The 854-nt window shown below is 58.8% G+C and carries 1 protein-coding gene; it reads left to right on the top strand.

All coding sequences use genetic code 11. The features are described from left to right. The coding region (locus FQZ95_RS15980; RefSeq protein WP_160530415.1) for a host specificity protein J at positions 1-854 on the top strand (854 nt) is incomplete at both ends.

Here is an 854-nt window from a genome sequence, read left to right as displayed (position 1 = left end):
GGGCGCATTCTGCAGGTGCCGTCGAACTATAACCCGCAGACGCGGCAATACAGCGGTATCTGGGACGGAACGTTTAAGCCAGCATACAGCAACAACATGGCCTGGTGTATGTGGGATATGCTGACCCATCCGCGCTACGGCATGGGGAAACGTCTTGGTGCAGCGGATGTAGATAAATGGGCGCTGTATGTCATCGGCCAGAATTGCGACCAGTCGGTGCCGGACGGCTTTGGCGGCACGGAGCCGCGCATCACCTGTAACGCTTACCTGACCACACAGCGTAAGGCGTGGGATGTGCTCAGTGATTTCTGTTCGGCGATGCGCTGTATGCCGGTATGGAACGGGCAGACGCTGACGTTCGTGCAGGACAGACCGTCGGATAAGGTGTGGACCTATAACCGCAGTAATGTGGTGATGCCGGATGATGGTGCGCCGTTCCGCTACAGCTTCAGCGCCCTGAAAGACCGCCATAATGCTGTTGAGGTGAACTGGATTGACCCGGATAACGGCTGGGAGACGGCGACAGAGCTTGTGGAGGACACGCAGGCCATTGCCCGTTACGGTCGTAACGTCACGAAGATGGATGCCTTTGGCTGTACCAGCCGGGGGCAGGCACACCGCGCCGGGCTGTGGCTGATTAAAACGGAACTGCTGGAGACGCAGACCGTGGATTTCAGCGTGGGTGCTGAAGGGCTTCGCCATGTACCGGGCGATGTCATTGAAATCTGCGATGATGACTATGCCGGTATCAGCACCGGTGGTCGCGTGCTGGCGGTGAACAGCCAGACCCGGACGCTGACGCTCGACCGTGAAATCACGCTGCCATCCTCCGGTACCACGCTGATAAGCCTGGT

Source organism: Escherichia sp. HH41S (assembly GCF_009820115.1).
In the GTDB taxonomy this organism is placed as follows: Bacteria; Pseudomonadota; Gammaproteobacteria; order Enterobacterales; family Enterobacteriaceae; genus Escherichia; species Escherichia coli_F.
Note: the sequence above shows the minus strand (reverse complement) of the source record. Positions and strands in the feature narration are given on the sequence as shown.